This window comes from Alistipes senegalensis JC50, assembly GCF_025145645.1.
Taxonomy (GTDB): Bacteria; Bacteroidota; Bacteroidia; order Bacteroidales; family Rikenellaceae; genus Alistipes; species Alistipes senegalensis.
In genome coordinates, this window is sequence record NZ_CP102252.1 from 3,421,124 (window position 1) to 3,444,476 (window position 23,353).

At 53.4% G+C, this 23,353-nt stretch carries 21 protein-coding genes and 2 pseudogenes; 12 read left to right on the plus strand and 11 right to left on the minus strand.

The features are described 5' to 3' along the window. The first annotated feature begins 48 nt into the window (after positions 1-48). The 4 genes and pseudogenes from NQ519_RS13685 to NQ519_RS13700 all read left to right on the plus strand — a co-directional run. Entirely contained in the window at positions 49-1,857 is a 1,809-nt protein-coding gene (locus NQ519_RS13685; protein WP_026076484.1) for a reverse transcriptase/maturase family protein, read from the plus strand. 37 nt (positions 1,858-1,894) lie between these two features. Beyond that, complete coding sequence (locus NQ519_RS13690) at positions 1,895-2,125, plus strand: plasmid mobilization protein (RefSeq protein WP_227901152.1); 231 nt, start codon at positions 1,895-1,897, stop codon at positions 2,123-2,125. Beyond that, the gene (locus NQ519_RS13695) at positions 2,110-2,526 is read left to right on the plus strand and encodes a relaxase/mobilization nuclease domain-containing protein (RefSeq protein WP_044118622.1); all 417 of its coding nucleotides are present in this window, start codon (positions 2,110-2,112) and stop codon (positions 2,524-2,526) included. The genes NQ519_RS13690 and NQ519_RS13695 overlap by 16 nt, the downstream gene beginning before the upstream one ends. 62 nt (positions 2,527-2,588) lie before the next feature. Continuing rightward, positions 2,589-2,891, plus strand: a pseudogene (locus NQ519_RS13700) (PfkB family carbohydrate kinase); the annotation flags it as partial. Positions 2,892-2,916: 25 nt separating this feature from the next. On the opposite strand, the gene NQ519_RS13705 reads toward NQ519_RS13700, so the two are convergent. Continuing rightward, positions 2,917-3,297 (minus strand): DUF2023 family protein, encoded by a 381-nt coding sequence (locus NQ519_RS13705; protein ID WP_009597722.1) that lies wholly within the window; start codon positions 3,295-3,297, stop codon positions 2,917-2,919. A 2-nt stretch (positions 3,298-3,299) separates the two neighbouring features. Next, positions 3,300-3,791 carry a flavodoxin gene (locus tag NQ519_RS13710; protein ID WP_009597720.1) on the minus strand — a complete coding sequence of 164 codons (492 nt, stop codon included), beginning with the start codon at positions 3,789-3,791 and terminating at the stop codon, positions 3,300-3,302. A 218-nt stretch (positions 3,792-4,009) separates the two neighbouring features. On the opposite strand from NQ519_RS13710, the gene NQ519_RS13715 reads away from it, so the two are divergent. Genes NQ519_RS13715 through NQ519_RS13745 form a run of 7 tightly spaced genes read left to right on the plus strand, consistent with a single transcriptional unit; the run spans position 4,010 to position 12,790 of the window. Further along, the gene (locus NQ519_RS13715; protein ID WP_227901093.1) at positions 4,010-6,802 is read left to right on the plus strand and encodes a TonB-dependent receptor; all 2,793 of its coding nucleotides are present in this window, start codon (positions 4,010-4,012) and stop codon (positions 6,800-6,802) included. Positions 6,803-6,812: 10 nt separating this feature from the next. After that, positions 6,813-7,196 carry a hypothetical protein gene (locus NQ519_RS13720; protein ID WP_227901092.1) on the plus strand — a complete coding sequence of 128 codons (384 nt, stop codon included), beginning with the start codon at positions 6,813-6,815 and terminating at the stop codon, positions 7,194-7,196. 2 nt (positions 7,197-7,198) lie between these two features. Then, positions 7,199-8,701 carry a DUF6850 family outer membrane beta-barrel protein gene (locus tag NQ519_RS13725; RefSeq protein ID WP_019150588.1) on the plus strand — a complete coding sequence of 501 codons (1,503 nt, stop codon included), beginning with the start codon at positions 7,199-7,201 and terminating at the stop codon, positions 8,699-8,701. 43 nt (positions 8,702-8,744) lie between these two features. After that, positions 8,745-9,956: a DUF4876 domain-containing protein gene (locus NQ519_RS13730; protein WP_019150587.1), complete on the plus strand. Its 1,212-nt coding sequence runs from the start codon at positions 8,745-8,747 to the stop codon at positions 9,954-9,956. A gap of 22 nt (positions 9,957-9,978) precedes the next feature. Then, on the plus strand, positions 9,979-10,866 hold the full coding sequence (locus NQ519_RS13735; RefSeq protein WP_009597708.1) for an ABC transporter ATP-binding protein: 888 nt from the start codon (positions 9,979-9,981) through the stop codon (positions 10,864-10,866). 9 nt (positions 10,867-10,875) lie between these two features. Beyond that, positions 10,876-11,547, plus strand: a complete 672-nt coding sequence (locus tag NQ519_RS13740) for a hypothetical protein (RefSeq protein WP_014776532.1) — start codon at positions 10,876-10,878, stop codon at positions 11,545-11,547. A gap of 19 nt (positions 11,548-11,566) precedes the next feature. After that, positions 11,567-12,790, plus strand: coding sequence for a DUF4857 domain-containing protein (locus NQ519_RS13745; RefSeq protein ID WP_015547715.1), 1,224 nt, complete (start codon positions 11,567-11,569; stop codon positions 12,788-12,790). A gap of 72 nt (positions 12,791-12,862) precedes the next feature. Here NQ519_RS13745 and NQ519_RS13750 read toward each other — a convergent pair whose 3' ends face one another. From NQ519_RS13750 to NQ519_RS13790, 9 genes and pseudogenes are all read right to left on the minus strand, one after another. Further along, on the minus strand, positions 12,863-13,423 hold the full coding sequence (locus NQ519_RS13750) for a PepSY-associated TM helix domain-containing protein (RefSeq protein ID WP_015547716.1): 561 nt from the start codon (positions 13,421-13,423) through the stop codon (positions 12,863-12,865). 33 nt (positions 13,424-13,456) lie between these two features. Next, positions 13,457-14,083 carry an OB-fold nucleic acid binding domain-containing protein gene (locus NQ519_RS13755; RefSeq protein ID WP_019150586.1) on the minus strand — a complete coding sequence of 209 codons (627 nt, stop codon included), beginning with the start codon at positions 14,081-14,083 and terminating at the stop codon, positions 13,457-13,459. Between the two features lie 151 nt (positions 14,084-14,234). Beyond that, positions 14,235-14,885: pseudogene (locus NQ519_RS13760) on the minus strand (heavy-metal-associated domain-containing protein); the annotation flags it as partial. Between the two features lie 463 nt (positions 14,886-15,348). Beyond that, a complete protein-coding gene (locus NQ519_RS13765) occupies positions 15,349-16,239 on the minus strand; it encodes a hypothetical protein (protein ID WP_019150584.1) in 891 nt (296 codons plus the stop codon). Between the two features lie 87 nt (positions 16,240-16,326). Next, positions 16,327-17,562, minus strand: a complete 1,236-nt coding sequence (locus NQ519_RS13770) for a 6-phosphofructokinase (protein ID WP_019150583.1) — start codon at positions 17,560-17,562, stop codon at positions 16,327-16,329. A 158-nt stretch (positions 17,563-17,720) separates the two neighbouring features. Beyond that, positions 17,721-17,921: a cold-shock protein gene (locus tag NQ519_RS13775; protein ID WP_019150582.1), complete on the minus strand. Its 201-nt coding sequence runs from the start codon at positions 17,919-17,921 to the stop codon at positions 17,721-17,723. An 861-nt stretch (positions 17,922-18,782) separates the two neighbouring features. After that, positions 18,783-19,973 (minus strand): MFS transporter, encoded by a 1,191-nt coding sequence (locus NQ519_RS13780; protein ID WP_019150580.1) that lies wholly within the window; start codon positions 19,971-19,973, stop codon positions 18,783-18,785. 154 nt (positions 19,974-20,127) lie between these two features. Then, a complete protein-coding gene (locus NQ519_RS13785; protein WP_019150579.1) occupies positions 20,128-20,610 on the minus strand; it encodes a GNAT family N-acetyltransferase in 483 nt (160 codons plus the stop codon). Then, positions 20,607-21,533: a LysR family transcriptional regulator gene (locus NQ519_RS13790; RefSeq protein WP_019150578.1), complete on the minus strand. Its 927-nt coding sequence runs from the start codon at positions 21,531-21,533 to the stop codon at positions 20,607-20,609. Before NQ519_RS13790 ends, NQ519_RS13785 begins: the two co-directional genes overlap by 4 nt. A 104-nt stretch (positions 21,534-21,637) precedes the next feature. Here NQ519_RS13790 and NQ519_RS13795 point away from each other — a divergent pair, with 104 nt between their 5' ends. Next, on the plus strand, positions 21,638-22,963 hold the full coding sequence (locus NQ519_RS13795; protein ID WP_026076483.1) for a cytidylate kinase family protein: 1,326 nt from the start codon (positions 21,638-21,640) through the stop codon (positions 22,961-22,963). Positions 22,964-23,353 lie beyond the last annotated feature (390 nt).

Sequence of the window (23,353 nt, forward strand, 5' to 3'; positions counted from 1 at the left end):
GGCAGCTAATATTCATTAATACGATTAACGGAAAATGCGAGAGGCATTATGAGAAGTCCCGCAAGAGTATTAAACAGTCTGACAAAGCATAGTCAAACCACGGAATACAGGTTTGAGAGGCTTTATCGTATTCTTTTCAATGAGGAAATGTATTATCTGGCTTATCAGCGAATATATGCCAAGCCGGGTAATATGACACAAGGTGCAGATGGAGAAACCATCGACCGTATAAGCCTTCCCCGCATTGAGAAACTGATTCTTTCGTTGAAAGACGAAAGCTACTCTCCCCAGCCATCGAGAAGAATGTACATCCCGAAGAAAAACGGGAAGACACGACCTCTCGGCGTACCCTCTTTCGACGACAAACTGGTGCAGGAGGTAGTACGAATGGTACTGGAAGCTATTTACGAAGGTCACTTTGAAGATACTTCGCACGGCTTCCGTCCGCATCGTAGCTGCCACACCGCATTGAATGCCGTACAGAAGACTTTTACGGGTAAGAAGTGGTTCATCGAAGGAGATATAAAAGGTTTCTTCGACAATGTCAATCATAATATTCTGATCGACATCTTAAAGGAACGTATCTCCGACGAACGATTCATACGACTTATCAGAAAATTTCTGAAAGCGGGTTACTTGGAACAATGGCAATTTCATGGAACGTACAGCGGAATGCCGCAAGGTGGAATTATCAGTCCGATATTGGCCAATATCTATTTGGACAAACTGGATAAGTACATGAAAGAATATGCTTCCAAATTCGACAAGGGAGATAGGGGAAGACAGCAACGGGAATACGAAGTTCTCACTTACCAAAAGAGGCTGGTTATGCGTGAACTCAAAACAGCGACAAATAATGTAGAAAGAAAAGTGCTCGTCAAACGGCTCAAAGAGATAGACAAAACCCGATCCGCGATGCCGTGCTTCGACCCTATGGACGGAAACTTCAAGAGGCTTAAATATGTGAGGTATGCCGACGACTTCCTCATTGGAATTATCGTAAGTAAAGAAGATGCCGTAAAGATCAAGGACGATATAAAGCGTTTCCTTGCAGACAGACTGGCATTGGAACTATCGGATGAGAAAACGCTCGTCACTCATACTGAAAAGCCTGCAAAATTCCTCGGATATGAGGTGACTGTCCGCAAGTCGAACCTGCAAAAACGGAATAAACGGGGAAGCCTGTCCCGTGTGTATGGAAACAAGGTCAGATTAAAGGTAACGACCGAAGTGATAAAGAAAAAATTGCTGGAACTCGGGGTGCTGAAATTCAGCTATCATAACGGGCACGAGCAATGGATTCCCAAGCACCGGTCGGAACTGATCAATAATGACGACCTTGAAATCCTTGACAGTTACAATGCCGAGATCAGAGGGTTTTACAACTATTACTCGATAGCTAACAACGCTTCTGAACTGAATACTTTTCACTACATCATGCAGTACAGTATGTACAAAACCTTTGCCGGGAAATACCGAACCACGGTAAGACGAATTTGCCAAAAATACAAACGCAACGGAGTCTTTACAGTCGGGTATACGGTAAAAAACGGCCAGGTAAAAGAACGTCGCTTATACAATGAAGGGTTCAAAAGAAAAAGACCTTCCTATGATCGGTCGATTGACAGATGCCCGAATCCAATGCCCGGCGTCAGCACCACAAGCCTTATAGACAGGCTGAAAGCTCAGAAATGCGAGTTATGCGGTGCTACGGACAATCTGGTTATGCACCATGTGCGTAAACTCGGAGAACTGAAAGGCAAGGAGAATTGGGAAAAACTGATGATTGCCAGACGTCGAAAGACTATGGCTGTATGCGGTAGCTGTCATCAAAAGATACATCATGGAACGTTTTAGACTGACAATATTAGTGGAGAGCCGGATACGCTGGAAGATGTACGTCCGGTTCGGAGGCGAGTATTGGGAAACCTATCTTGGAAATAAGACAAGGCGCCGGGTACTTAGCCTGCATAATCAGGTCGTAAAGGTCGTCAATTCGCACTTTTCCAACGTCGCAATCCCGCATCAGATCGCCGCATTGGAACAGCGCATGAGGGAATTGAAAGCCTTTAGTATCAAGATACTGAACCTTGCCAAACAAGCTAAGGAATGGTTGCGAATATAAGATCGCGCCCCTCGCCCAGTGGAGCGTTGTATTATAACAAGGAGAAAGTGGATAAGGACGAAGCCGAAGTGCTTTTCTGGCAGAAGATGCTCGAACCATACGATAAATGCGGACGCCTTGATATTGACGCCTGCATGGAGAGCTTCATGCCGTATCTCGAAGCCAACAGAAGGACGACCAGCACGGTTTTCCATGCTTCGCTGAATTCCTCGCCGGAAGACAAGTTGACCGACGAACAGCTCCGTGAGATCACACAAGAATACATGGAACGTATGGGTTACGGCAACCAGCCTTATATCGTCTTCAAGCATAAGGACATTGACCGGCAGCATCTCCACATCGTATCGTTGCGCGTCGATGAGAACGGACATAAGCTGTCGCATGATTTCGAAACAGAATAACGGAGAGCAACGGCAAAGAATCGGGACTGTGGCTTTTCCGCGGTTCCGTTTTTTGCGCAGCGGGACATTATAAGATCTTCGACATCAACCTGCGGCAGCATTTCTATTCGCCGGAGGTGGTCCACGACTCGCTCTGCCGCAGCAATATTCTGAAAACAAACGACGAGGAGTTGACCGTCGTAAGCCGGATGTTCGGCATACAGGCGCAGTGCCGCGACCTGCTCGAAAAATACGGACTCCGTACCGTGATACTCACCTGCGGCGCCGTCGGAAGCCATGTATTCACTCCGGACGGCATGTCGTACGTCGCCACGCCGCACGTCGAAGTGGCCGACGGTGTCGGCGCGGGGGATTCGTTCACGGCGCAGATCAGGAAGGAATATGCGGCGGTCAGTTGACCGCCGCTTGTTCTGATGAAACACCCGGAGACTTTCGTTTGCAATAACGTTCGCACTGCCCGGCGATGTCGTAGCCGAGCATCGCGCCGAGCATGAAATCCTCCTCGGCGGAGAGTTCGTTGAGCGGCTTGTGGATGAATGTCGCCACGGTCTCCAGACACATGCGGTTGCCGAAGTAAAGATTCACCTTGCTGTCGGTCACCGACTGAATCCGGTAAGCGATACCCAGCCTTTCCAGCCGCTCGGAGAGCAGAGAAGCGCAGGTGCGGCACATCGTGCAGAGCACCAGACTCCGTACACCTTTCTGGAACTCGTAAATCTGGTGCAGGAACAGCTTCATCGAATCGTAACGGCTGAACTCCTCGGCGCTCATCGTTACTCGTTTTTAATCTGTTCGCACCATGCGGCAACCCGCCGGTCGGTCTTGTCGGGCGCGCTTTCATCGACGGCAAGTCCCACGAACTTTCCGCCGCGGCAGACCAGCGAACCTGTTTCGTCATACCCTTCGGGCGCATAGGCTCCGACGAACGTGCAGCCGCTCTGCTGCAAGCCGTCGTAAATCAGCCCGACGGCATCGCAGAACGTATCGGGATAGGAACCGCTGTCGCCGCAGCCGAAAAGCGCCACCTTTTTACCGCTCAGATCCTGCGCCTTCAGCTGATCCAAAAAGCCGTACCAGTCGTCCTGCAATTCGCCTGCGCCCCACGTCGAAGAACCCAGCACGAGCAGGTCGTATTTCTGCACTTCGCCGGCCGGCGTATCGGCCACATTGTGTACATCGGCGTCCGCGACGCCCAATTGTTTGGCAATATCCGCAGCCACGGCCTCGGTCGTGCCCATCGTACTGCCGAAAAAGATACCAGTCATAATTTCGTCGTTTTTGGTTTACGGCAAAGAAACAGCATTCCCACCGGATCGTCAATACCGGATTTTAGGGGTTTTGGCGCGGCCGGATAGCATTATGATGGGATGCCGCACGAACGCAACTCATTATTAATTGGTGATGATTGCAATGCAATTTACCAAGATATGGCGATTGCCGCATATGCCGGGGCGCTATACTTTTGTCCCGTGAAAACAGAACTATGCGGCTACTCCTGAAATATTTGCTATTTATCCTGCTGCCTGCGTACACGTACGGGCAGTCCGGCCGGCCCGACGCCGGGATCACGTTCGAAGTTACCGATTCCCTGCACAATCCGCTGGCGTATGCTACGGTGGCGCTGACTCCTATGTCGGGGGGGGGAAAGGCCTACGCGACGACGACCGATGAGGAGGGCCGGGCACGTTTCACCCTGCCCGCGAATACCTACAATGCGGATATCTCATATATCGGATATGTCTCCCAACGGATGGAGGTACGGCCCGTCAGCGGCAGCGACATGCTGCGGACCGTCCGGCTCCGGACAAGCGACACGCAGATCCGCGAGGTCGTAATCACGGCGACCCAAGTGCGGGGACCGGTCTCGGGCGTGCATATCGGCCGGGACGCGATGAACCACATCCAGCCGTCGAGTTTCGGGGACCTGCTCGAACTGCTGCCCGGCGGACGGGCCTCCGACCCCTCGTTTTTCTCCTCGAACCACATTCATCTGCGCGAGATCGGCATCTCGAACAGCGATTACCAGACTACATCGCTCGGCGTTTCGTTCGTCATGGACGGAATTCCGATGTCGAACGACGCGGGCATGACATACAATTCGGGAACGACCGTCGGCAATAATATTTCATTGAACAGAGGCGTCGACATGCGCACGATGCCGACCGATGAAATAGCTTCGGTAGAGATTCAGCAGGGCATTCCGTCGGTCGAATACGGCGATCTGACCAGCGGACTGATCAAGATCAAGCGCAAGGAGGGAGGCCGCAACCTCGAAGCCCGCTTCAAAGCGGATCTGGGCAGCCAGCTGCTCTATGTCGGCAAAGGATTCGAATGGGGCGCTCCGGCCGACCTGCTGACGATGAACGTCGGCGCGACATGGCTCAACTCCCACGACGACCCGCGCAATACGCGCCAGAACTACCAGCGTGCGACCGGATCGTGGCGCATGAAGAAACGCTGGGAAAGCACCTCGGCCTACCGTTACACGTTGGGCGGATCGCTCGACTACACCGGCTCTTTCGACCGCCAAAAAAGCGACCGGGATATCGACGAAGGCCCGGCGGGCATCCCCCTCGAACGCTACAAATCGAGTTACAACAACGTCGTCGCGGCGGTGAATTTCACCGCCGAATCCAAGGGTGCGAATTTTTTCCGCAGCTTCGATTTTTCCGCTTCCGTCTCTTCCGAATTCGACCTGATCGACCGCTGGCGTTACCGAGCGAACAGCGGCAACGTCCCTATACGCACGGCAGTCGAAGAGGGCGTCTTCGATATGGAAGTGCTGCCGGTCCGCTATGAAGCGACCCTGCAGGTGGACAACAAACCGTTCTACGCCAACGCCAAGGCGGTAGCCCTGCTGGGAGCCGACACCCCGCTGAGCCGCAACACGATCCGCATCGGAGCCGAATGGAACATGTCGAAAAATTACGGCGGCGGTCTGCTTTACGACGTGACGCGCCCATTTACCGACCTGATGAGTTCCCATCCGCGGCGTTACGACGCCCTGCCGGCGCTGCACCGGCTCTCGGCGTTTCTGGAGGACAATACGACGATTACGGCCGGCGAGTGGCGGATCGAGATAATGGCCGGACTGCGTACGACGGCCATGGCCAATCTCGGAAGCCGTTACACCCTGCAGGGCAAATTCCATTTCGATCCGCGTGCCAACCTCTCGGTGACGCTTCCGGCGTTCGACATGGCAGGCGACCCGATGCGCATCACATTCGCGGGCGGCGCGGGATGGCACACCAAAACGCCTACGCTCGACCAGCTCTTCCCCGAACCGGACTACTCCTATTACACGCGGCTCAACTATTTCCCGGCGGACGACGAATCGAAACGCCGTGTCAATGTGGAAGTCTTCAAGCACGACCCCACCAATTACGACCTGAAGGCGGCGCGGAACTTCAAATGGGAGGTGCGCGGCAATGCGGAGTGGAACGGATACGGATTGTCGGTAACCTATTTCCGGGAGAATATGACCTCGGGATTCCGCACCTCGACCGACGTACTCACCCGGACCTACCGCGAATACGACACCGGACCGCTCAAGGATATGGAGTTCACCGGACCGCCGCAGCTCGAATGGCTTCCCTACAAGGACAAAACGGTATTCCAGACCGTCGGCGTCAAGACCAACGGAAGCCGCACATTCAAGCAGGGCATCGAATTCTCGCTCTCCACGCGGCGCATCCGGGCGCTGGCCACGAAACTCATCGTCTCGGGCGCCTATTTCAAAACCCGCTATGAGAACAGCGAACCCCAGTACGTCCTGACGACCGTACAGCTCGCAGAAGGGACGCCCTATCCTTACATCGGGCTTTACGATCAGGACGACAACACGTTTCACGAAGTATGCAACACCAATTTCCTGCTCGACACCCAGATTCCCAAACTGGGGCTGATTTTCTCCACGTCGTTCCAATGCCAGTGGTTTTCCGGCATGAAGGCCGAATGGTGCAATCCTGCGCCGACCAGCTACCTCGACCTGCAGTTACAGGAACATCCGTTTACGGCCGAGTCGGCAGCCGACGGTATTTTGCAGCATATGATCCACGACAACGTATCGAAAGAAGCCTATCTCTACCGTCTCACGCCTTTCAGTATGAACGTCAATCTCAAAATCTCGAAACGGCTTTACCGCGACCGGCTCAACATTGCGATTTTCGTAAACCGGCTGTTCACATACAGTCCTTCGTACAGAAACGAGACCAACGCACTGGTACGCCGCTATTCCAGCCCCTATTTCGGCATGGAACTCAACATCAAACTGTAATGCGATGATGATGAAATCTACCATACGGACTCTGTTTCTGCTCTCCGCACTGCTGTTTTCGGCCTGCGAAAAAGACGATTCGATTTTCACCGAACTGTCCATCCGGTTCGTGATGCCGGACAGCCGCCCCGTCGAAAAGCTGGAAATACGCACAGACATCTCCTACTTCGACAATATCAACTCCGGAGAGCGGGTGCCATTTCCCGCCGCCGAACAGAACAGCGCGACAATACGGCTCCGCAAAGGGGTTTACACGTTCATCGTCGAAGCCGACGCGACCTATTCGACCGGAGAAAAGAAGATTCTGCGCTGCACGGATTACAATCAGATTCCAGCAGCAATGACTTGGGTAGAGGACAGCGAATCGATCGTGTTGTTACTAAAATCGATCTGACGATGATGAAGGCCCTTTTCCTGTCGATACTGGCGCTGCTGCCCGCCGCCGCTTCCGCCCAGCGCGATACGCTCGGCGTATTGGAGCGTTCTTCCGTTTTCAGCGCGGAGGACGAACGGGCCGTAGCCGGATTTCATACGGAGTCGCCCGCTATGATGCTCTACCGCAGCGAACAGTCGCTTTCGCAGATCTCGCTCCGCATCGACCTGCGCCGTGAGCAGGAGGCGCTGCTGCAGCCGCTGGGCGACGGAGCCTTCGACGGGGGATTTTATGCCGAAAGCTACCGGCGGCTCAGCGAGCGGTCGGCAACGTGGGCAGACGCCCGGTACGTCCGCGGCAACCGCCGCAACGTCTGCTGGAACTCCACGGCCGACTACCTGCTGCTCTATCCCTGCATCACGGCGGATTCCGCCGGAGGAAACCTCTCGACCGAGGAATATGCTTTCGGCGGCGGCTATGTCCACCGGGTGGGACGCTTCGACCTTGCGATCCGGGGCGACTACCGCGCCGGACAGGAATACCGTCAGGTCGATCCGCGGCCCCACAACGTCGTGTCGGATTTCACGATCAAACTCGGCGTAGGCATGCAGTTCCCTCAGTACGTTTTGGGGCTGGACCTGCAGGGGCGGCTCTATAAACAGGATCAGGACATAGACTTTTTCTATCCGCCCGGCGCCAGCTCTTCCGAGCTGTATATGACCGGACTGGGCAGTTATTACACCCGCTATTCACTGAACAGCGAGAGTTTCAACATCGGCTATGACGGAAAGGGTTGTCTGCTGGCGGCACAGCTCATGCCGCGGCACGCGAAAGGCTGGTATGCCCGTGTCGCATTCGAAAGCCTTACGACGGAGCGGCTCAACAAATCCAACAACACGGTCCCCATAACCCGGCTCAAAACCCGTCAGGCGACCCTCTCCGCAGCCTACCGCAGCGGCCGCTGGAGCCTGCGCGCCGGAGGCGGCTATGAACTGCGCCGCAGTATCGAAATGATAGCCGACCGTACGGGACACAGCGTCATCGTCGATGAACAGGCGATGTATAAGAACCGTATCTGGCACGCCGACGCCGAAGCGACCGTCGAATGGCGGCGCGGCACGGTGAATTACATGCTCAGTCCCCGCGCGGAATGGCGGCAGTCCACGGCCACGTACGCCTATCCGGCACGGCGGATGCGGCTTGCGCAGTTCTGCGGAGCGGTACGCGGCAGCGCAGAATGGCTCCGTCCGCAGTGGCGCGTGAAAGCGACGGCAGGAATCGGCTGTTACGTCTCGCCCGACGAGGAGGTTTCGCTCAGCAACGTGCTGAACAACATTTCGGAATACCTGACTTACACGGCGGCGCGGCTGAGCGGCCGGGCCGTCGCCCCCGAGGTGTCCCTGCGGGCCGAACGCCGCCTGAGCCGGAATCTGGCCTGCTTCGCCGAGGCGGGGTGGACGCCCCGGTTTTACAGCGGAGGATTGTCCGAACACGTTCTGACGGCGACGTTCGGCATCCTGTTCTAAACGATCGAACCAATATTTGTCAAACCAATAATAAAAACCAATTATGAAAAAGCTTTTCTTAATTCTCACCACGGCCCTCTTCGCAGCGGGCTTCGCATCCTGCACCGACGATCCCGAAGAAACGGTCAATCCCGTCGTCGTATCCGAAATCTTGCGCGCGCTCGGCGGCAATGTGCTGGTAAACGTGCCCGAGGAAAATTTCGACGTGAATATTCCCGCCGATGCTGCGTCGTGGGTTCAGATCAATGAAGCCGAATCTTCGGGCAAAGCGCTGGTGCTGTCCGTCGATGAGAACGAAACGGGGACGGAACGTTCGACCGTCGTGAACGTGACGCGGAGCGGCAAGAGCACCGTTCTGGCGACCGTAACCATCAAACAGAGCGACATCACGCTGCAAGCCGGCGAATTCGTGATCGAGGAGATCTACTTCACAGGCACGGCGCTTCCCGAAACGGGAAAGCCTGACAGGTGGCTGGGCGACCAGTACATCAAGATCCGTAACAACTCCGACGAAGACCTCTATGCCGACGGCATGATGCTGATCCTTTCGAGCGGACTCAATTCGGGCATGAACAGCGAGATGATCGAAGGCAAGGACTTCCGCAAGGAGTGTTGTGCGGGCAATGCGTTCTACTGCATTCCCGGCAACGGACAGGATGTGCTGGTCAAAGCCGGCGAGTCGCTGATCGTCGTCAACAACGCCCAGAACCACACCATCGGCAACCCGAACTCGTGGGACGCCACGAAAGCCGATTTCGAGTGGTACGACGTTTCGTCGAACGAGAACTATCTGGATATCGACAACCCCGACGTGCCCAACCTCGACAAATGGTACGCTTCGACATTGACGGTCCAAGTGCTCCACAACCGCGGCTTCAACGCCGTGGCTATCGCCATGCCGCCCGTCGGCCTGACTGCAAAGCAGTTCCTCGCCGAATACCCGCTCGAAGACGCCCAGTATATCTTCCACTCCCCGAACGGCTCGGACTACACGATGCCGCTGCGCAACTGCTACCGCGTGCCTAACGAATGGGTGCTCGACGCCGTGAACACGGGCTGCCGCGACGAATACTACATCGCCCCGTGGGACGCTTCGCTCGACGCAGGTTACGCATGGTGCGGTACGGCCGACGGAGATGCCTACCGCTTCGGCAAGTCGGTGATCCGCAAGACCGGTTCCGACGGCAAACTCATCGACTCGAACAACTCGACCAACGACTTCGAGTCCAATACGAAGGCGTCGCTGATCAAGTAAGCCGGAAGAACGACCATTCTTTATGACCGATTCTGTCATCGAATGCCGCAACCTCACCCATTGTTACGGGGAGCGGCTGATATACAAAGACCTGAGTTTCGAGGTTCCGCGCGGGCGGATCCTCGGACTTTTGGGTAAAAACGGCACCGGAAAAACCACGACCATCAACATTCTGAGCGGCTATCTCCAACCGCGCGCCGGACAGTGTCTGATCTTCGGCGAGGATATCCGCACGATGCGGCCCGAAACCCGCGCCCGGATCGCCCTGCTGATCGAGGGACACGTGCAGTACGCCTTCATGACCATCGAGCAGATCGAACGGTTCTATGCGCGGTTTTATCCCCGCTGGAACCGCGACGCCTATTACGGACTGATGGAAATGCTGAAGGTGGCGCCCCGGCAGCGCATCTCGCGCATGTCGTGCGGACAGCGTTCGCAGGTGGCCTTAGGGCTGATTCTCGCCCAGAACGCCGATCTGCTCGTGCTTGACGACTTCTCGATGGGACTGGACCCCGGTTACCGCCGCCTGTTCGTAGAATACCTGCGCGACTATGCGCAGAGCGAGGAGAAGACCGTTTTCCTTACCTCGCACATCATTCAGGACATGGAAAAGCTCGTGGACGACTGTATCATCATGGATTACGGAAGCATTCTGGTACAGATGCCCGTCGGCGAACTGCTCGGCACGTTCCGGCGATACACCTTCACGCCGGGCGCCGACGTCACGATCCCCGCCGGCGACGGCCTCTACCACCCGAGCGTCGTGAACGGGCGCGCCGAACTCTATTCGTTCGACTCCCCTGCGACGGTACAGGGCGTGCTGGAGCGCGCGGGCATTGTCTGCAGCGACCTGCGCGGCGAAACGCTGAACCTCGAAGACGCTTTCATCGGACTGACCGGAAAATACTAAACCCGAATTATGATCAAAGCCATATTCTACAAAGAGTGGATCAAAATGCGCTGCTTCTATCCGCTGAGCGCATTGTTCCTCTTCGGAGCCACCGCCTATGCGCTGCTGCGCGTCCAACGGGTGATAACCTTCAAGGGTGCGGCGCACGTCTGGGAGGTGATGCTCGAAAAGGAAGTTGTCTTCATCGACATTCTCCAATACCTGCCGGCCCTGCTGGGCGTATTGCTCGCAGTGGTTCAGTTCGTCCCCGAAATGGCCCAGAAACGGCTGAAGCTGACGCTTCACCTGCCCTTTCCACAGTGGAAGATGATTCTGCTGATGTCAGGCATCGGGCTGGGAGCGCTGGCATTGCTGTTCATCGTGCAAACCGCCGTGCTGTGGGGGTACTTCCACGCCCTGCTGGCGCCCGAACTGGTCGCGCGGATTCTGCTGACGGCGCTGCCGTGGTATCTGGCCGGGCTGACGCTCTACCTGCTGACGGCATGGATCTGTCTCGAACCCACATGGAAACGGCGGCTGGCGAATCTGCTGATCGCCGTGGGCGTCTGCCGGATCTTCTTCCTCTCCGACACCCCGCAGGCCTACGACGGCATGCTGCCGTGGCTGGCGCTGCTGCTGGTATGTTCGCTGTTCTTCCCGCTGCTTTCGGTATACCGTTTCAAGCAGGGATGTCAGGATTAACCCGCAAAACGACAAATCTATGATAAAGAGTATCAAAACCGGAATAATCCTCCTTGCGGCGCTTCTGCTGGCATGGCTGCTGCCGTGGTGCTACGCGTTCGTGTTCGCATCGCCTTCGTGGTCGCCGTTCACGCTCTACAGCTGCGTGACGCACGGATTCGCATCGGTGGATTTCGACCGCGAAAACAACGTCGCCGGACGCGATCTGCAGGGCAACACCTACACCCAGCAGCAGTTCGACAGTATCCTGCCGACGTTCTATTACCGCCAACTCGCCGCCGAAGGGAGGTTTCCGTCCGAAATCGAGGGCGTGGCGGTCGAATCGCGCGACGTGGAGCGCACGAACTTCATGTTCCGCACGTCGCCCGGCGAAATCAACCGCCGCAGACCGACGGTCTATCAACTGCTGGAATCGATGCCCGACCGCATCGATTTAGAACCGGCGACGGACGTGTTCCGCATCACCGGCGAGGGAATCGAGTTCGTCGATATGGAGACCAACACCATCGACCAAAAGAAGAGCGCGGCATTCACCAAAGTCCTGCGGGACAAGGGATTTTCGTTCCCGGCCCGCGTCGTCTCCGGCAACCCCTCGACGCGCAAGCGGTACGACAACGGCTACCTGCTGGTGGACGACGCGCTGCGCGTCTACCACATGAAGCAGGTCCGCGGCCGCCCGTTCGTGCGCCGTACCGACGTTGCGGACTCGCTGCAAATCGGCCAGATTTTCGTCACGGAGTTCGCCGACCGCAAAAGTCTCGGTTTTCTGGTGGACAGCGAAAAGCGTTTCTATACGCTCGGTGCGGAGGATTACAAACTGCACGAGATTCCCGTCGGGAAATTCGGCCCCACACGGGAGAACATGATGATCATCGGCGACATGTTCTACTGGACGGTCACCATCCAAGGCGCCGAATCGAAACGCTATGTCGCCGTGAACGCCCGCGACTATTCACTGGCGGACGAATACCGCCCCGAAGAGAAACCGCAGGCATGGGCCGAGTACGCAAAATACCTGTTTCCCTTCGAACTGTCGTTCACCTCGCCGCTGGACGGCTACGTAAAGCCCCGGATTGCGGAGGTGTCGTTTCAGGCCCTCTGGCTGGGACTCGTGCTCGGCGCGTTCTATGCGCTCATCCGCCGCAGATCGCCCGGCGGACGGCTCTGGCAGACCGTCGGCGTCGTCTTGTTCGGACTCTTCCTCTTCGTCCCGCTGCTGGTATTCGGCACGGCAAAACGATGACAACAAACCCATACGCAAGAGAAGGGCGGACGTTTTCGACGTCCGCCCTTTTATCACACGCAGTTTCCCGGATCAGGTCAGGAAAATAAACAGCAGCGGAATCAGAATCCCCGCGATCAGCTCGACGCCTCCGCGGCCCCGCAATCCTTTCGGGCCGCGCATCATCACCAGCCCGGAAAGCACGATTACGATCAATCCCGCTAAAAAGACATCCGAAAAGACCGTCCACCAGCGCGACGGATTGTAATGCAGCCGGTTCAGACTGCTCAGCACGGGCCGCTTGCGGATCGACTCGTAGACGGCGTGTCCCGACGCCAGATCGACCGTCAGCGAACTGCCGCCCCGGATAAAGACTTTCAACCGGTCCGGTTCGGGAAAGTAATGTTTCAAGTAATTGCCCTCCTCGCCGACGCGCAGGAGCAGTTCCTCGGCCCGCGCACGGGTCCACTCCTGCTCGGCGCGCGGTATCTCCTGTGCGAAGACCAGCTCGGTCCGGCGCACCGAATAATCGGAATTGAAATCGCGTTTGTGGTTGAGCATGAAGCCCGAAACCGCATAAATCAGCAGTACGCCCGAAAAGAAAAAGGAGAGGTCGCGGTGAACGGGCCTGCTCCATTTCCTCACGGCGGACATAAACGACCGTGTCCCCATGACGTGCAAAACTTCTTATTTCAAAACTTCATAACTCCCGCCGTCCACATGGTAGAACGAAAGGTATTCCTTGCCTTCTTTGGCTTTGCGGTCGGCGATACAGGCACGGAAGTCGGCGATACGCTTTTCGGTGCTGCTGGCAACCGATTCGCCGCGGGCCTGATGTTCGGCGCTGCATCCGGCTTCGCCCTCGCCGTGCTGCCGGGCGATCTGGTCCTTGAGCCGCAGCTCCCACTCGGCAAGGTAAGCCTCGTCGATCCGGTCTTCGACCAGCGTGCCCGTCACCCGCACGACGTTGTTCACGCATTCGGGCTTGAAGCTGCCGATCTTCTCTCCGGCTTCAATGCGGATCACCTGCGTATCGTCGGTTCCCATTAGGAAAATCTTGCGGCCCCCGTGGCGGCAGATATGCGTGCAGACGCCCTCGACCGTCACCTTGCCGCCGGTCAACTTCTCAGCATCGGCGAGCAGGTTATCGACCTCCATGACGGAACTCTGCGTTTCTGAGGTTTGAGTCTCCGAAGCGTTCTTTTTATTCGGGTTCCCGCCGCACCCAGCAAGGAAAAATACGGCGGCTGCAAGCGCCGCACAATAAACGAAATGTCTCATAATCGGTTTGAATTTTTTCTTCGTTTTCCGCATTCGGCGCAACGGGCCGTCCCGCAGCGTCTCGGCAGATTTTAGTAATACAAAGAAACGACATTACGCCGGGAACGGCAATACCTAATTTTAGGGGTTTTCAGGAGCCGCAATACCTTTATAGATGGATAGCGGCCGCTCCGAGACCGGGGTTTCAACGCTCCGTGATCTTATAATCTTCGCCCAGCACCCGCTGCAATTCGGCCAGCTCCGGCTCCCGCCCAGTGAATTCGACCGTCGCGGCAGGAGGATCGAGAGTAACAACGGCACGGAGACCTTCGATGCCGTTCAGGGCCTTTTCGACATGCATCCGGCAGTGGTTGCACATCATTCCTTCGATACGATACTCTTTTTTCATGGCTGTTTGTTTTTTGGTTATAAATTCTGTATTTATTTTATGAACGGCTTTCGTGCCGAGCCGTTTTGTACTCAGCTGCAGGCTATTGGCCACAACGCTCACACTACTCAGGGCCATGGTGGCCCCGACGAGCATCGAATTGAGCAGAAACCTGGTCAGCGGATAGAGCACGCCAGCGGCGACAGGCACGCCGATCAGGTTGTAGATAAACGCCCAGAAAAGGTTCTGCCGAACGGTGCGCACGGTCGCGGCCGAAAGGCGGACCGCCGCGGCGATCTTCGTCAGGTCGGACGAAAGAATCGTGACCTTCTCCACGTCGATCGCAATGTCGCTCCCCTGCCCCATGGCAATGCCCAGATCGGCCTGCGCCAGCACCGCACTGTCGTTGATGCCATCCCCGACCATTGCGACACAGCGACCATGGCAGCGAATTCTTTTGTCATAAGAAAATTGCAAAAACTATCGGTACAAAAGTATGTTTTGTCGATTCATATGCTTCCCCTGACAGAAAAGGGGCAATTGAAAATCAGAATAAACCATCAGGCAATATATACTGAATGGGGCAGATTTCTTTGTGTTAACGGAAGAGTTTATTAAACAAGTGCAATACAATGAACAGAAGACATCGGGAAAATTAAAATTTTCTTCGTCTAAAAAAGTTCTTTAAACTAATTTCTTAAAATTGCACTCGCCGGTTGACCCTGCCTAATTTGCCCATCTCGAAAATTTTTCGTATCTTGCGATAGGTTATTTGAAATGCGGTATTTGAGCGCAAGAAGCTGAAAACAAACCGTTGCCTTCTCGTTACCTACTCTCCTATACAAAAATGCAACTACCATATAAATCAAGTCGTTACATTACTTTAATCCCGCACCCGCCGGGCCCGCCTTTGTCGATGGCGCGAATTTTCCTATTCGGTCGGTTCTGTCAGTTCGATCCCTTGGAGCAGCTCCTCGATGCGCCGGAGCGTGGAGGTTTTGCCGTATTCGCTCGCCGGATAGCTGATCCCGACGGTGATGAGCGACTGCCCCTGTTTCAGGTCGTAGTTCGTGAAGACGAATCCCGGATATTCCGTCCGGCGGCCTTCGCTGCGCAGCATGTCGATGCCGTTCGCCGTGAAGGGGCGCGAAGCCTTGATGATTCCGCCGTCGTAGTAGACCGAGTCGCGGTTCAGGCAGTAGTCCGAGAGATCGGCGACGTTCTCCACGTCCGCGTCGATCACGTTTTGCAGGGCGTCGATGTTGAACTCCCATTCGCCGTCGAGGACGTACATCGTGTAACGGGCGTAGGTCGAATCGGTTTCGGGCTCTGCCTCCTCTTCCACGGCGGTGTATCCGGCGGGAATCCGGATTCGCAGCCCGAGGTCCGGGCAGTCGTAGGTCTGTTCGTCGTCGAGCAGCGGCAGTTCGCCGCCTTCGTTCACCAGCTGCGTGGAGAGCACCGAGAGGTATCCGATGAGCAGGGCGGTGCAGACGGCCGCTGCGAGCATGCGCCAGAATGCGGCGTATTCACCCGCGCTGTATTTGATTTTCAGCCAGATGTATAATCCTGTGATCGCCTGCCAGGCACCCCAGAGGATAGCTCCCGTGGCGATGACGTAGCGGCCTCCGGCCTCGGTGAGGTAGTAGGAGATGAAGCTGAAAGCCAGTCCGCCGATGCACCACAGCAGACCGACGAGGATATTCTTTTTCGCTTCGGCGAGCGATGCCGCCGGCTGTCCGGCGGGTTCGGGAGTCGGGGATTCCGGCTCCGCAGGTGTTTCGGGCATCGGCTCGAACACCGGTTCCTGGGTTTGTTTCATGATGGGGTTTCGGGAAAGTGTGCGATGAGTAAAATCCCGGAAAGCGCTTGCGAAAGCTTTCCGGGATTTTATCGGATCGTTGCCGGATTATTTCCAGTTCAGAATCTTGTGGAAGTCGTACTCCTCGGGGTTCTTGACATAAGCCTTGGCGGCTTCGTAGTCTGCCGGGGTGATGGCGTTGATGATGTTCTCCACCACCGACGAGAACTTGTCCGACTTGATGTCCACCAGACGGGGCGGAATCTTGCCCGTCGTGGGGTCTTGCAGGTCCTTGAGGTAGAGCGGCGAGACGTTGCCCTCCGAATCCACGTAAACCATGCAGCCCGTCTTGCCCTCGGCGAAGAGTTTGTGCACGCCGATACCCAGCTCCGAGCAGTAGGTCAGGTCGTAGGCGATCGGGGTCTGGCAGCGGATTTCGTATCCCAGTTCCACCGGACGACTCTTGACCTTGAGGCCCAGCTCCTTGAGCTTCTTCTCGATCATCTCGTTGAAGATGTGCGCCTTCGACACCTTGCCCAGCTCGGGATGCCCGTGCTCGTCATAGGTGAAGTGGATGCCGCTCTTGCGGATCTCCTCGTCCGACAGCGCGTGGAACACGCCCTCGGAGATCACGGCGGCACCGTAGTCCATGCCCATGATCTTGCGCTTGATGATCGACGAAATCACCAGGTTGACGATCTTCTCGACGGTGATCTCCGTCTTGTCGAACATTTCGGGAATGACGATCATCGGGTAGTGGCACGCTTCGCCGATGCCGAATGCCAGGTGTCCTGCCGAGCGGCCCATGGCGGCCAGCACGAACCAGTTGCCGCTCGTGCGGGCGTCTACGTAGACGGCGCGGGCGATGACGGCGCCCTTGTCCTTGGCCGACTCGTAACCGAACGTCGGCGTTCCCTTCGGGAGCGGGAGGTCGTTGTCGATGGTCTTGGGGACGTGGATGTTGGCGATGGGGTATTTCTTGGCCTCGAGGAACTTGGCGATGCGGTTGGCCGTCGAGGCGGTATCGTCGCCGCCGACCGTGACGAGCAGCTTGATGTTGTTGTCGGTGAAGAATTTGAGGTTGAAGTTGTTCTCGAAATCCGAATCCTTGGGTTTGAACCGGCTCATTTGCAGGAACGAACCGCCCTGGTTGAAGATGCCGTCGGCCATCGGATAGTCGATGTCCACGGTGCGGGGCGAGGGGTTGAACAGGCCCGTGTAGCCTTCGTGCAGGCCGATCACGCGGTAACCTTTGCGCAGGAACGTTTTTGCGACGCTGCCTACCACGGTGTTCATGCCGGGGGCCGGTCCGCCGCCGGTCAGAATTGCGATTGCTTCTTTCATGGTGTGTTGGGTTTATTGTGTTTTGAACCTGTTATCGGTTTTTTTGACGCCCAAAAGTACGATTTATTTTTCAAACAGGCAAGCGCCTTTCGTCCGGTCCGCGAAAAAGGGGGCCTCCTTCTTGCAGGAAGCCCCCTTTCGATGCCGGTAATTATAGTTTACTCAACTACTTTTACGTTAATGGCCTGTTCGCCTTTGGCACCCGTGCCAATTTCGAACTCTACGACCTGACCTTCGTTGAGTGACTTGAAACCATCCTTAACGATTCCCGAGAAATGTACGAAAATCTCTTTGCCGTTCTCTGCCGTAATGAATCCGTAGCCTTTTTTGCCATCGAACCATTTTACCTTACCTGTCATAAAAAATAGAGAATTAAGTGTTATACGTCAGCAAAGTAAGATAAAAAACATTGGTTTACAAAACTTTTTGGCATGTTTTTTCGCCTTCGGCCGGAAAAATGCCTGCTTTGTGCGCTTGGATACTCCCGCCCGGCAAATGCAGGTAGATTTGCCTTTGCCCTCGCTTATTCGCACTTTGGCTTCGCCGAAGATACTCCGCCTCGGAAAAAATGCAAGCGAACTTGCTTTTTTCTCTCGGCTTATTCGTATCTTTAATATACCCGAGGATATTTATTTGGGCATTAACGATTTAGAAGAGAATCGTATAAAAAAGGCAATGGATAAGTAAGTTGTAAAACGGTTATTGCCGTTTGTTTTTCTTACTTTCAAACAACTCTTTTAATTCAGTGCAAATATGGTTATTCTTTTTGAATAATCAAAAAAATTGATATCCTAAAAATTCCTTATTTTTAATATGATCAAAGGATAAATTGGGAAATATAAAGAGATTAAATATAAGTACCTTCATTCTTGTCCGAATATGGTAGATAGTTCTGTTGTTCTTTAGGTAGATTCCTAATATTAAGGAATATACAGGAGTATATACTATCAAGGAATATGAGAAGTTTAATAATGGTAAACTTATAAAAAACATTGGCTCTGTCAGTATAAACAAAATGTTCCGTATTTAGTTTCCAGCTTTTATCTCAAAATGGTACAAGAAAGATCCGTTCTGCTTTTATTTCATTAACATAGTCTCAAAAATTTTCTCCATTGGTTATCAATCATTTGTCCTAATTTGGTTAGTTGTTGTTCTGGGAAAATCCAAAGAATAATTTATTTTCTTCCCGAACGACTCTTTTCACGTAATTCGGTCAGGCATCATTGCAACCGGCGCTCCATGAAGAAGCGGCGGGTGCGAAACAGCAGCAGCAGAGCGCCGGCGATCTGCGAGAAGGCCGTGACGCCGAAAGCCGTCGTGTAGCCCGCATACTCGATCAGCACGCCGCCCATGAAGATACCCAGCCCCATGCCGAGGTCCCACGACGTGAGGATCGTCGAGTTGGCCGTGCCCCGCTGGTCGTTGCGCGCCACGGAGATGAACATGTTCAGGAAGGCCGGATACATGCGGCCGTTGCCCAGTCCGATGAGCAGCGCCGAGAGGTAGTGGGCCCACTGGCCCTGCGACAGCACGAAGAGCGAGTAGCCCACGGAGCTGATGGCCGCGCCTTGCAGGGCGTTCTCCGACAGATGCCCCTCGCGCAGGGACTTCGCCCCGTAGAGCCGCGACACGAACAGACCGATGGAGAGCAGCGCGAAAAAGAGGCCCGTGCCGTTGGTGATCCCGAACACCTCCTTGCCGTAGATGGCCACATAGTTGCTCATCACGCCCCAGCAGAGGCCGAAGAGCAGGATATTGGCCGCCAGCAGCCACGCCCGCGTCAAAAAAAAGTGGTCCATGCTCAGGCGGGGCTTGCCCTCGACGGGACGCCGTGCGGGCAGGCGTACGGCGGTCGTGCAGATGAATCCGATGCCGGCCACGACCAATGAAATTCCGAAAAGCAGGCGGAAATCGCCGGCCAGCGAGTAGAGCCAGATGCCCGCCGAGGGGGCGATGGCCATAGCCAGATTGTTGCTCAGACCGTAGTAGCCGATTCCTTCGTTGCGGCGCGACGAGGGCAATGCATCGATCGCCACGGTGCTGTTGGCCACGGTGGTCGCTCCGAAAGGCAAGCCGTGGAAGGTGCGGACGACGGCGAAGAGCAGCAGCGTGGCCGCTCCCAGATAGCCGGCGAAGCAGATGAAGAAGAGGAAGAAACAATACATCAGCACCTTCTTGCGGTTGAACGTATCGACGATGAAGCCGCTGAACGGCCGGACGAGAAGGGCCGCAACCACGTAGCCCGACAGCACGATGCCGATGGTGTCCTTATCGGCCTGAAACCGCTCCGCCAGATAGATCGGCAGCAGCGGCGTGAGCAGGTAGAACGAGAAGAACAGCATGAAATTGCTGCACATCACTTTGCAATACTCCCTGTTCCACAGGCATTCTTCGTTTTTGTTTATTTTCATAATTAAAATTCCATCAAATAGCCGCAGGGCAACCCGTTCTCAATGATATTCTTTTCGGAAGATGTGAAGCATTATCGGCAATCAAGTCAGTATGACTGCGGTCCGATTGTTTCGACAGTCTGAAATGATAAAGAACGAATTACGGACATTGGCATTACAATATCAATTCATAATAAAAAATATCTATCAATCTGTTGAATTTCAATCCTATGTCCTTGAAATGAGCGACTTGATCGAATCCGAGTTTCTTCTGCAAGGCCTTACTCGCATCGTTTTCGCCTGTCACACATGTAATAATCACACGGTAATTTCTTTGTCTGCATTCTTCTATCATTCGGAGCATCAATTCCGTTCCGATGCCTTTCCCGACACATTGCGACGATAAATAAATAGACAATTCCACCACGCCCTTATACGCAGCACGTTCTTTCCATTGATGCACATAACAATAACCGATAACTTTGCCGTTCATTTCATAGGCTAAAAACGGATATAATGCGGATATGTCCGATATACGCTTTCCCATTGCATCCGCTTGCAACGGTTCTGTTTCAAATGTAATTGTAGTGTTTCGGATATAATTGTTATAGATATCCACTATATCCTGCGCATCTTGTATGCCGACATTCCTGATCATAAGTTCTCTTTGTTGGGTAGGTTTATTAAAGTATGATGCCTTTGGCCGGCATCGATAATGATTTGAATGAATTTCTTTGCAGCAGACTTTTGATATCCGTCTTTCAGCCATAATAAAGACGCGGTAAGCTCTTCCTGTACCTCTTTGATAGGAATAGCCACCAAGTCTGAAAACTGAATCGCTGCTTCACGTAATCCGATTGTGTTCCATTGGCCAGTGCGTACTAATTGCAACAAAAGATTGGAATCATTGATTTCTGATTTCGGCAAAAGCCTTACACCGTTCTTATTGGCTATTTTTTCAATGATTTTGCGTAAATATGTTCCGTTTTCCAATAATGCGAGGTCTTGTTTCCCTACCTCTGCCATCGTTATTTCTCGAAAAGCCGCAAAGGGCGACTTGGAATCCACGACCAGACATAAAGGGATACGGAACAAATCTGTCGCGGTAATCAAGGGAGATAATGATACGGTCTTATGTGTATAAGAGAATGCAAAATCGATATGGTGCTTGTGTACCATATCTGTCAATTCATATATCGAGGATGATTGGATGAGAGATAACCTCACATCAGGATATCTTTCCGAGAAACTGGCGGCACATTTCGCCAGCATAGGACAGAGACTGTAAATTACGCCGATGCGCAGTTCTCCCTTATATACCTCTTGAATATCCCGCAGCCTTTGTACCCCGGTTTTCACACTGCCTATGGCCTCCTCCGCATAAGGCAGAAACTCCTTCCCCGCTTCCGTGAGATAAACCTTTTTCCCGATTCGTTCAAACAAAGGAATACCCAGAAACTCTTCTGTTTGCCGTATGCTTTGCGACAACGTGCTTTGCGTGATGAACAGTTGTCGGGCAGCTTCAGAGAAATTCAATACGTTTGCAAGCCGTATGAAATATTTCAGGTGCGTAAGTTCCATTAGAAAAAACGATAATCGATATTAAAACTATTAATTGCGCAAATATATAAATAATACTCGGATCAACCTAACTTTGCATCCCGAAAAAATAAGGGTTACAAATTATGTCCAATAAAAGAAGTTTCAAAGAGTGGAAAAGACGATGTATATCATTCGTTTTTTCTTTGTTTATTCTTGGCATAGGAGTTTCTTTAGCGATTCGGGCCAATTTGGGCTCTTCGCCCATTACATGTCCGCCCTATGTCATAAGTATGGTCCCGTCATCGCCATTGACTGTCGGCGGATACATTTTCTGCATGCAGTTCTTTTTTGTTCTGCTTCAGTTCGCATTGCTGCGAAAAGACTTCAAGAAAATCCAGTTTCTCCAGCTTGGCGTATGTCTGTTATTCGGTTTATTTACAGACTTGGGCATGTGGCTGACAGAGCCGTTCCAATGGGGCGACACGCTATCGGGATATATAATGCGATGGATACAACTGGCTGTTTCCGGCTTGATTCTGGGCGTTGGCGTTATATGGGAAGTTCATAGCGATGTTCTGCTCATACCGGGCGAAGGACTCCCCGTTACGATAGCGAAAGTATTTCGCATCGATTTCGGAAAAGTCAAAATTATGTTTGATGTTTTTCTGGTGACGGTCGCTATAGCTTGTTGCTATCTGTTTTTCGGAAAATGGCGCTGGGATTTGGTCGGTGTCGGTACGCTGTTTTCAATGTTTTATGTCGGGATCGTCGTCCGATTCGTTACTCCGCACATGAAATGGTTGGATGATTGGCTGTCGTCCGACAGCCGGCAGCATCAAACGGCATCATCGATAAATCTTGATTCAAAATCCCCGTTAATCATTACCATATCGCGACAATTCGGAAGCGGCGGTCATGAAATCGGCGAAAAACTGGCAGCGGCACTTGGCATTTCTTTATATGACAGGAGCATCGTGGACAGGGCGGCAGATGAACTGGGATACAGTCCAAAATCTATTATTGAAAAAGAGCAAAAGACATCGGATATGGACCTTCTCGAAATGATTTTCGCTGAAGGAAGCGGTATTTTGCCCGAGATGAAATTGTCGGAGGACGACTCCATCTTTGTCACGGAAAGCCGGATAATCCGCAATCTGGCACAACGGGGAGCGTGCGTCGTCATCGGACGTTGTGCCGACTTTTTGTTCAAAGACAATCCGAATTGTTTCCGGGTGTTCATACGTTCCGATAAAGAATCTGCTTACAAGAGAGTCGTAGATCAGTATCATATTTCAGAGCAGCAAGCAGATGGGGAAATCAGTCGCATAAATCAGGAACGTGCGAACCATTATTGGCGTTATACACGAAAACGCTGGGGAGATACCGATAATTATGATTTGGTGTTGAACAGTTCCAAAGTCCATATAGACGATGCGGTCAATATAATTCGGTCGGCCATTCATTGCTGAATGAACAACTATTCTGTAAAAAACTATTTTGGGGTCAAATAGACATAAATCAATAAGATATAGAATATACACGACAGACTGATAATTTACAATATGAAAAGGAAGTACATTATAATATTGTCACCGAATATTTTATATATCCATGAACCAAACATGATTCATAATCATGTAATCAAGATTGTTTGGCAACCAGAAGGCGAATGTCTATCAAGATTATGGCAAGATAGATTTCTTTTTCACGAATAAAACATGCCGTTCGTATACCTGATTACTACGATAGGCATCTATCTAATTGGATTACAAACGGGAACTATTAGCTATTACCGACGTTATTTGGGAGATCGCTATTACGGGTTCACCTTCACAGTTACGACGACATTTTACATCGGG